The following is an 8,664-nucleotide window of genomic DNA, read 5'->3' as shown; positions in this document are numbered from 1 at the left end:
CGACGACGCCGCCCACGCACCCCCCCACGCATCCGCCGACGACGCCTCCCACGCACCCCCCCACGCACCCCCCGACGACGCCTCCCACGCACCCCCCGACGACGCCTCCCACCACGACCCCGCCGCCCCACCCGGGAGGTCCTGGCGACTGTGAGGGGTCCACGCCCGGTCATGAGCCCGAGGAGGGCTGCGAGGAGCCTTCGACCCCGCCCACCACGCCCGGGCACCCCCAGCTTCCCGACACCGGAAGCGAGCCGATGTTGATGGGGGCGGCTGCGATCAGCGCGGCCCTGGTCATCGGCGGCACCGTCGTCTACCTCCGCGGCGGACGGATCGCCCGCCGCCACTGATCCGGCCCGCACCTGGACGACGCGTCAACCCGGGGCCCTCGCCTTCACCGGTGAGGGCCCCGTGCATTGCTGCACACGGGTTAGGCCCGCCACGTTTCGGCCAAGGGGCTCGTTCACCTCACATGACTCTGCGTTCTCACGCGGGCATGGGTCTCCTCATGACCGCATTCGCCTCCGCCGCCCTGGCGGCTCCCGCCTCCGCCGTCGAGGCACCGGTGGTCGTCCCGCTCCAGGGGCTCGATCCCGTCCTGCCGATGGACGCGCCGACCGTGGCGACCGGCGTGCCCGTCCCGATGCCCGGGGCACCCACCGGCTTCCAGAAGGGCGTCGGCGCGCTGCCCGACGTCACCCTGCCCAGCGTGCCGCTCACCGGCACCCTGCCGGAGACCGTCGTCGACGCACCGCTCCCCGAACTCCTCAAGGGCAGCGAGCCCGGCCGCGCCCTCTTCAGCAGCCCGCATTCGGAGATGAAGGCGGCCACCCCCGGCGCCGTCCTCGGCAATCCGGTGGAGGCCCCGCGCGGCAACGGACTCCAGGGACTCCCGGACTTGGCGAAGCCCCAGATCGGCCTCCTCACCCCGGTGCTCAGCGGTGCCCTGGACCCCCAGCTCGGTCTGGCGCAGGACGCAGGCTGACGCCCGCCCCGAACCTGTGCACGACTCTTCGGCAGCCGTCTTGACCGGGCGGGTGAAGACACGATTCTTCCCCGCCACCCCAAGGGAAGTCGGTCGTTGCAAGAGAAGGCTTGTCGCATGGCCACGGCCCGCGGGCGAATCCGTTCCGTCGTATCCGACGACGGGCGGCATTCGGTCCGCGGGCCATTTATTCGTCCTTTTCCTTCCCGTTCGGCGCAATGGCCGTGACCCGTCCCGGACATCGGCGTTGAACGGGAACGACGGCCGTGATTCCTGCGGTCGCTTTCCACGTCCAAGGAGTTCTTGATGTCTCGCATCGCGAAGGCTGCCGCTGTTCTCGCCGGCACGGGTGCCGTTGCCCTCAGCGGAGCCGGCCTGGCCGTCGCCGACTCGGGCGCCGAGGCCGTCGCCGCCCACTCGCCCGGTGTCGCCTCCGGCAACGTCGTCCAGGTTCCGGTCCACGTCCCGGTCAACCTCTGCGGCAACACCGTCAACGTCATCGGGCTGCTGAACCCGGCGTTCGGCAACACCTGCATCAACGCCGACGGCGGCCACGGCATGGGCGGCTACGGCGGCTGATCCCCACCGCTCCGCACCGACGTCCCCCCGGCCCGCTCGGCCGGGGGGACGTCGGCGCGTCGGCTCAGGCGTACCGGTAGATCATGCTGTGGTCGAACAGGGAGGCCGGGGTGATGCCCCAGGGCGCCATCGGTTCGTGCCGGGCCACCACCTTGCGGTACTGCGCGTCCCCCAGGGGCGGAGGTTCGGCCGGCAGATAGGCGGCCCCGGGGTTCTGCTGCTGCCACCGCGACCAGATGAGGTCGACGAAGGAGTGGTGCAGCCAGAAGACCGGATCGTTGACGGAACCGCCGCCGAGCATCAACCCGCCGACCCAGCGGTGCACCCGGTTGTGGATCCGGAACCGCTCGGTGCCCCGGCCCTGTCCCCAGCCCTCCAGGGCGTTCCGGAAGCCGGAACGGCTCGTCGAGTTCCAGGGGGCCGCGTCGTACGCCCGCTCCCGCATCACCTCGTCGAGTTGGGCGGGGGTGGGGAGCGTGACCGGATCGCGGGGGCGGCCGAAGTCCCTGGTCAGATAGCGGCCCTCGGTCATCGACTGGGTGATCGTCCACTGCCCGGAGGAATGCGCGAAGGGCCCCGTCATCACCTGGAGGTCGGTCCGGCGCCCGTTGCCGCCCATGAAGTCCTCGTTCCAGATCGAGGACGCCGGGGAATTGTCCAGGGTCCAGTCCCAGTACGGGACGGAGACCGAGGGGTCGATCCGGCGCAGGGCCGTTTCGAACTCCAGCAGGAACTTCCGGTGCCAGGGCAGGAAGCTCGGCGTCATGTGGGCGACCCGGAGCCGGCCCTCTCCGTCGGACGAGTAGTAGTCGATGTGGGTGCGGACGAAGCGGTCGTACGCGCCGGTCCGTTTGAGCTCCAGGACGGCGGCGACGAAGGTGCGGCGCTCGGCGCCGGTCAGGTCGCGCTGGTTCTTACGCGTGTACACCACGCGGGCTCCCTCCCGTCGGGTCGGTGTGTGCGCCGTGGGCGCCGGCGAGGGGGGACAGCAGGGCCGCGCCCAGCTCGTCCACGGCCGCGCGGGTGGCCGCCAGCGGCGTCGGACAGGACTCGTAGTGGTCGATCGGGGTGACATAGCCGCCGTCGGCGCAGCGCATCAGGTGGAGCGGCCGGCCGTCGACGAAGGCCGTCGGCCGGCCCCCGGGCCCGGAGAGGCCGAGGATGCGGTGGCCCCGGTACATCTCGTCGAAGGCGTGCGGATCGGGTGAGACCCCCGGTTCCGGTCGGCTCGCGATGCGGCCGAGCGCACCACCCGTGAAGGCGGTGACGGCCAGGGCGAACAGGGACCGCAATGCGACGCGGCGCGGGACGATCATCAGTGATCTCCTGGTGGTCGGCTTATGCCCTCAGGGCACAACGATGAAAACCCGGGTTCGTTGCGGCGGAAATGCCAGCGGTGTGAATGTCGGCCGTTCGGGTGAAAGCGGCGTGGGGAAAGGGTGGTTGGAGGGCTAGCATCCGGATTCATGACCACTTCCAACGTCGTTTCCTCGGCGCGCAGCGCCTCTCCGCTGGGAACCCTCACGGTGATTCCGTGGTCCAGCGAGCCCTCCGCCGAATCGGCGGGCACGCCTTTTCTCATGGCGTATTCGCTCGGTGACGGCCGGGACGGGCCGGAGGCCGGTCAGCAGGCGATGCGCGCGGCCCTGGAGTCGATGGGCCTCTCGGTCGGCGACCGGCTCTTCGACCTGGACAAGGACGCCGGGATCAACGCCACCCTGCTCGTCGAGGGCGGTGCTGCCGTCCTCACCCTGCCCTTCCTGAAGGTCCAGTGCCCGGTGCCGGACGAGTGGGAGGCCGCCGCCCGCGAGCAGGGCAAGGTGTACTTCATCTGCTCCGTGCGGCCCTGGGCCGAGGGGGTGCCCGGACAGCCCGTCGACGAGGCGCAGCTGAGGGCCTTCGTCTCGGACGAGGAGATGCTCGCCGACAGCGCCCACGTCCTGCTCCCGGTCCGCCGCATCCAGGGCTGAGCGGAAGGGGCCGCGTCATGGCGACGGCGAACGTACAAGCCGGGGTACCCGGACAGCGGCAGGAGGAGACCGGTCGGCCGGCCGGCGGACCGATCGCCGGGGGTCGGGCCCTGGCCTGGCTGCTGATCACCACCGGGGCGGCGGGCGTGCTCGCCGGTTGGGTGATCACGATCGACAAGTTCCTGCTCCTGGAGGACCCCGGCTTCCAGCCCGGGTGCAGCCTCAACCCGGTCGTGTCCTGCGGCAGCGTGATGAAGAGCGAGCAGGCGTCGGTCTTCGGCTTCCCGAACCCGATGCTCGGACTCGTCGCGTACGCCGTCGTCGTGGCCGTCGGCGCCGGTCTGCTCGCCGGGGCCCGCTACCGGGGCTGGTTCTGGCTGGGGCTCAACGCCGGGATGCTCTTCGGCGTCGGCTTCTGCGCCTGGCTGATGTACCAGTCGCTGTACGAGATCAACGCGCTCTGCTTGTGGTGCTGCCTGGCCTGGGTCGCCACCCTCGTCATGTTCTGGTACGTCACCGCGCACAACGTCCGGGAGGGCGTGCTGCCCGCCCCGGCCGGGCTGCGGACCTTCTTCGGAGAGTTCGCCTTCGTGCTGCCCGTCCTGCACGTCGGGATCATCGGGATGCTGATCCTGACCCGCTGGTGGGACTTCTGGACGGGGTGACGTGAGCCGCATCGTCAGCTGGCTCTCCTGGCCGCGGGCCGCACTGATCGTGCTGCTCGCGGCCCTCGTCGTGCTGCTGCTGGTGTTCGAGCGGATCGTGCCCGGCGACCGGCCGGGCGGGTCGGGCGCCGCGCCCGAGTCGGAGGCCCTGTCGGGCGTTCCCTCGGGCTTCTTCACCGGTTCCGACGAGAGCGGGGTGCGCCGGATCGCCCGGGCACAGGCCTGGCTCGGCGGCGATGCGCTGACCGTCGGGCACACGTACCTGCCGGGCGACCGCTGGTCCAACATCGAGGGTCACCCCGCGCTCTTCGACCCCTGGGCACGCTGGAAGGCGGAGCGGCCGGGACGGCTCTTCGTGCTGAACGTGCCGCTGCTCGACCGCAGCGAAGGGGGGCTGCCGGACGCCGAGGTGGGGGCGGGGCTGCGCAGGGGGGCGGACGGCGCGTACGACCACCACTTCCGGACGCTGGGGGAGCGGTTGGTGGCGCACGGGCTCGGGGACGCGGTCCTGGTGCTGGGCTGGGAGATGAACGGGACCACGTACAGCCACCGCTGCCGTCCGGACCCGACGGCCTGGAAGGCGTACTGGCGGCGGGTGGTGGAGGTGCTGCGGGGGGTCCCGGGGCAGCGGTTCCGCTTCGACTTCACCCCGAGCCGGGGGCTCGACGCGATCCCCTGGACGCTCTGCTACCCGGGCGACGACGTCGTCGACATCATCGGGATGGACGCCTACGACCAGCCGGCGGGGCTCTCCTTCGAGGAGCAGGTGGACGAGGAGTACGGACTCGCGCACCACGTGCGCTTCGCGGCGGCGCACGGCAAGCCGGTCTCGTACCCGGAGTGGGGGCTCTTCCGGAACGGGGACAACCCGGCGTACGTGCGGGGGATGTTGGACTGGTTCGCGGCGCACCGGCCGGTGTACCAGACCGTCACGGACTACTGTCCGCACGGTGTGTGGGGGTGCGCGGACAATCCGGAGTCGGCGCGGGTCGTCAGGGGTGCGCTGGGGGCGTCAGGCCGGTCTTGAGGGTGTCCACCGTCCGGTTCAGGAGGACGAGCAGGTCCTCGGTGCGGCCGTGCTCGGCCCAGAGGACGGTCGCCTCCCGGAGCGCGCCGAGGGCCGCCGCCGTGAAGATCCGCACCTCCAGGTCGTCGGCGCCCCGGCCGGTGCGGTCGGCGAGGGCGCGGGCGAGGCGGCGGCCGGTCGTGGCGGTGGTCTCGCCGAGCCGGGCGCGGACCGCGGGGATCTCCACCATGAGCCGGGCGCGGAGCCGGGTTTCCTCGGGCTCTTCGGCGAGGGCCGTGCGGACGGCTTCGACGACCACCGCACGGAGCGATTCCAGCGGCTCCTCGGCGGCGGGACGGGCGCGCAGCCGCGCTTCGAGGAGCTCGTCGTCCTCGTCGGTCAGGAGGATGTCCTCCCGGACCGGGAAGTACCGCACCACGGTGGAGGGGGAGACCTCCGCGGCCTCGGCGATGCGCTCGGTGGTGGCGGCTTCCCAGCCGTGCTCGGCGGCGATCCGATAGGTGGCCTTCCGGATCGCCGCACGTGTCTTCGCCTTCTTGCGCTCGCGGAGGCTGGGGCGTGCGGGGTCTGCGGCGGCCATGCCCCTCATGATCCCAGCTCAGGCGTGCTGGTACGCCACCAAGGAGATGCCCACGTAGTGGACGACGAAGGCGGCCAGGGTCAGTGAGTGGAAGACCTCGTGGAAGCCGAACCAGCGCGGGGAGGGGTTCGGGCGCTTGATGCCGTAGATGACGCCGCCCGCGCTGTAGAGCAGGCCGCCGACGATGACGAGGACGAGGACGGCGATGCCGCCCGCGCGCATGAAGTCCGGCAGGAAGAAGACGGCGGCCCAGCCCATCGCGATGTAGCAGGGCGTGTACAGCCAGCGGGGGGCACCGACCCAGAAGACCCGGAAGGCGATGCCGGCCGCCGCTGCCGCCCAGACCGCCCACATGAGCGGCTTCGCCGTGGAGTCGGGGAGCAGCAGCAGGGTGAGCGGGGTGTAGGTGCCCGCGATGATCAGGAAGATGTTGGCGTGGTCGAGGCGCCGGAGCACGGCCTCGCCCCGGGGGCCCCAGTTGCCGCGGTGGTAGAGGGCGCTGATGCCGAAGAGCAGGCAGGCGGTGAGGACGTAGATCCCGCAGGCGATGCGGGCCCGGGGCGAGTCGGAGAGGGCCACCAGGGCGAGGCCCGCGACGATCACGGCGGGGAACATGCCCGCGTGCAGCCAGCCTCTGAGTCTGGGCTTCGGCGGGAGCGACGGTCGGTGCTCGATCGGGGTCACTTCCGGCGTGGCTGCAGTCATGAGACCGCATCGTACCTACGGCCGCGTAGGTGCCCGAGACGAGTGGCGATGCTCACGTGTGCACCCCCCTGGACATATGGGCGTTTCCATCGGATGATCAAATGAGTGCAGCCGGCACCGGATGAGCAGCTACGACGCATCCGGGTCGCAGCCCCCACGGGGCATACAGCGGAATACACCCTCAACAAGGAGCAATCGTGGCGCGCGACAACGCGGCTCCCCTTCCCACCCAGCACCAGGAGCTCGTCTCCTGGGTGAACGAGATCGCCGAGATCACCCAGCCCGACACCATCGTCTGGTGCGACGGTTCCGAGGCCGAGTACGAGCGCCTGTGCGAGGAGCTCGTCGCCAAGGGGACCTTCAAGAAGCTCGACCCGGTGAAGCGCCCGAACTCGTACTACGCCGCCTCCGACCCGACCGACGTCGCGCGCGTCGAGGACCGGACCTTCATCTGCTCCGAGAAGGAGGAGGACGCGGGCCCGACCAACCACTGGAAGGCCCCGGCGGAGATGAAGGAGCTCTTCGCGGGCGAGAAGGGCATCTTCCGCGGCTCCATGCGCGGTCGCACCATGTACGTCGTGCCCTTCTGCATGGGCCCGGTCGGCTCCCCGCTCTCCGCCATCGGCGTCGAGATCACCGACTCCGCGTACGTCGCCGTCTCCATGCGCACCATGACCCGCATGGGCCAGGCCGTCCTGGACGAGCTCGGCACCGACGGCTTCTTCGTCAAGGCCGTCCACACCCTCGGCGCCCCCCTGGAAGAGGGCCAGGAGGACGTGCCGTGGCCCTGCAACAGCACCAAGTACATCTCGCACTTCCCCGAGACCCGCGAGATCTGGTCGTACGGCTCGGGCTACGGCGGCAACGCCCTGCTCGGCAAGAAGTGCTACGCGCTCCGCATCGCCTCCGTCATGGCGCGTGACGAGGGCTGGCTCGCCGAGCACATGCTCATCCTGAAGCTCACGCCGCCGCAGGGCGAGGCGAAGTACGTCGCCGCCGCCTTCCCGTCGGCCTGCGGCAAGACCAACCTCGCCATGCTGGAGCCCACGATCTCCGGCTGGACGGTCGAGACCATCGGCGACGACATCGCCTGGATGCGCTTCGGCGAGGACGGCCGCCTCTACGCGATCAACCCCGAGGCCGGTTTCTTCGGCGTCGCGCCCGGCACCGGCGAGCACACCAACGCCAACGCCATGAAGACGATGTGGGGCAACTCGGTCTTCACCAACGTCGCGCTCACCGACGACGGCGACGTGTGGTGGGAGGGCATGACCGAGGAGGCGCCCCGGCACCTCATCGACTGGAAGGGCAACGACTGGACGCCGGAGTCCGAGACCCCGGCCGCCCACCCGAACGCCCGCTTCACCGTCCCGGCCGGTCAGTGCCCGATCATCGCGCCGGAGTGGGAGGACCCGAAGGGCGTGCCGATCTCGGCGATCCTCTTCGGCGGCCGTCGCGCCTCCGCCGTGCCGCTGGTCACCGAGTCCTTCGACTGGAACCACGGCGTCTTCCTCGGCGCCAACGTGGCCTCCGAGAAGACCGCCGCGGCCGAGGGCACGGTCGGCGAGCTGCGCCGCGACCCGTTCGCGATGCTGCCGTTCTGCGGCTACAACATGGGCGACTACATGGCCCACTGGGTCAAGGTCGGCGCCTCCGCGGACGCCGCGAAGCTCCCGAAGATCTACTACGTGAACTGGTTCCGCAAGAACGACGCGGGCAAGTTCGTCTGGCCCGGCTTCGGCGAGAACAGCCGCGTCCTGAAGTGGATCGTCGAGCGCCTCGACGGCAAGGCCGAGGGCGTCGAGACCCCGATCGGCATCCTGCCGACCGCCGGTTCCCTCGACACCGAGGGCCTGGACCTGCCGGCCGAGGACCTGGAGTTCCTCCTCAAGGTCGACCGTGACGTGTGGCGCCAGGAGGCCGCCCTCGTCCCCGACCACCTGAACACCTTCGGCGACCACACGCCGAAGGAGCTGTGGGACGAGTACCACGCCCTCGTGGAGCGCCTCGGCTAGTCCCTCCCCATGACTCGTGGTGGGTTGCCCCGATTTCCGCCCTGACCAGCTGGGGTCACGACGGCCCACCACGACGCAACCGGCCCCCGGAGCCCCCTCAGGCTTCGGGGGCCGGCGCACGTCCGGACGGCGACGGCC

10 protein-coding genes are annotated in these 8,664 nt (G+C 71.0%); 6 read left to right on the top strand and 4 right to left on the bottom strand.

Translation table 11 applies throughout. The annotated features are described in order from the left end of the window. Positions 1 to 472 precede the first annotated feature (472 nt). Both ACFW22_RS05930 and ACFW22_RS05925 read left to right on the top strand, forming a co-directional pair. On the top strand, positions 473 to 985 hold the full coding sequence (locus tag ACFW22_RS05930; RefSeq protein ID WP_386399462.1) for a hypothetical protein: 513 nt from the start codon (positions 473 to 475) through the stop codon (positions 983 to 985). Between the two features lie 306 nt (positions 986 to 1,291). Then, positions 1,292 to 1,564: a chaplin gene (locus tag ACFW22_RS05925; protein ID WP_386399459.1), complete on the top strand. Its 273-nt coding sequence runs from the start codon at positions 1,292 to 1,294 to the stop codon at positions 1,562 to 1,564. A gap of 64 nt (positions 1,565 to 1,628) precedes the next feature. On the opposite strand, the gene ACFW22_RS05920 is transcribed toward ACFW22_RS05925, so the two are convergent. Beyond that, the gene (locus ACFW22_RS05920) at positions 1,629 to 2,495 is read right to left on the bottom strand and encodes a tyrosinase family protein (protein ID WP_386399455.1); all 867 of its coding nucleotides are present in this window, start codon (positions 2,493 to 2,495) and stop codon (positions 1,629 to 1,631) included. After that, positions 2,479 to 2,880 carry a tyrosinase family oxidase copper chaperone gene (locus ACFW22_RS05915; protein WP_386399453.1) on the bottom strand — a complete coding sequence of 134 codons (402 nt, stop codon included), beginning with the start codon at positions 2,878 to 2,880 and terminating at the stop codon, positions 2,479 to 2,481. Before ACFW22_RS05915 ends, ACFW22_RS05920 begins: the two co-directional genes overlap by 17 nt. A 150-nt stretch (positions 2,881 to 3,030) precedes the next feature. On the opposite strand from ACFW22_RS05915, the gene ACFW22_RS05910 reads away from it, so the two are divergent. Genes ACFW22_RS05910 through ACFW22_RS05900 form a run of 3 tightly spaced genes read left to right on the top strand, consistent with a single transcriptional unit; the run spans position 3,031 to position 5,226 of the window. Beyond that, on the top strand, positions 3,031 to 3,534 hold the full coding sequence (locus tag ACFW22_RS05910) for a DUF5949 family protein (RefSeq protein WP_384874784.1): 504 nt from the start codon (positions 3,031 to 3,033) through the stop codon (positions 3,532 to 3,534). Between the two features lie 17 nt (positions 3,535 to 3,551). Continuing rightward, positions 3,552 to 4,199: a vitamin K epoxide reductase family protein gene (locus tag ACFW22_RS05905; protein ID WP_386399451.1), complete on the top strand. Its 648-nt coding sequence runs from the start codon at positions 3,552 to 3,554 to the stop codon at positions 4,197 to 4,199. A 10-nt stretch (positions 4,200 to 4,209) separates the two neighbouring features. Continuing rightward, the gene (locus tag ACFW22_RS05900) at positions 4,210 to 5,226 is read left to right on the top strand and encodes a glycoside hydrolase family 26 protein (protein ID WP_386399515.1); all 1,017 of its coding nucleotides are present in this window, start codon (positions 4,210 to 4,212) and stop codon (positions 5,224 to 5,226) included. On the opposite strand, the gene ACFW22_RS05895 is transcribed toward ACFW22_RS05900, so the two are convergent. Together ACFW22_RS05895 and ACFW22_RS05890 are read right to left on the bottom strand one after the other, a co-directional pair. After that, a complete protein-coding gene (locus ACFW22_RS05895) occupies positions 5,192 to 5,815 on the bottom strand; it encodes a TetR/AcrR family transcriptional regulator (RefSeq protein WP_386399448.1) in 624 nt (207 codons plus the stop codon). The genes ACFW22_RS05900 and ACFW22_RS05895 overlap by 35 nt on opposite strands. A gap of 9 nt (positions 5,816 to 5,824) precedes the next feature. Beyond that, entirely contained in the window at positions 5,825 to 6,511 is a 687-nt protein-coding gene (locus ACFW22_RS05890; RefSeq protein WP_386399446.1) for a hemolysin III family protein, read from the bottom strand. Positions 6,512 to 6,708: 197 nt separating this feature from the next. On the opposite strand from ACFW22_RS05890, the gene ACFW22_RS05885 reads away from it, so the two are divergent. Continuing rightward, positions 6,709 to 8,526 carry a phosphoenolpyruvate carboxykinase (GTP) gene (locus ACFW22_RS05885; protein WP_386399444.1) on the top strand — a complete coding sequence of 606 codons (1,818 nt, stop codon included), beginning with the start codon at positions 6,709 to 6,711 and terminating at the stop codon, positions 8,524 to 8,526. Positions 8,527 to 8,664: the final 138 nt, after the last annotated feature.

The organism is Streptomyces sp. NPDC058872 (assembly GCF_042743065.1).
Classification (GTDB): domain Bacteria; phylum Actinomycetota; class Actinomycetes; order Streptomycetales; family Streptomycetaceae; genus Streptomyces.
Note: the sequence above shows the minus strand (reverse complement) of the source record. Positions and strands in the feature narration are given on the sequence as shown.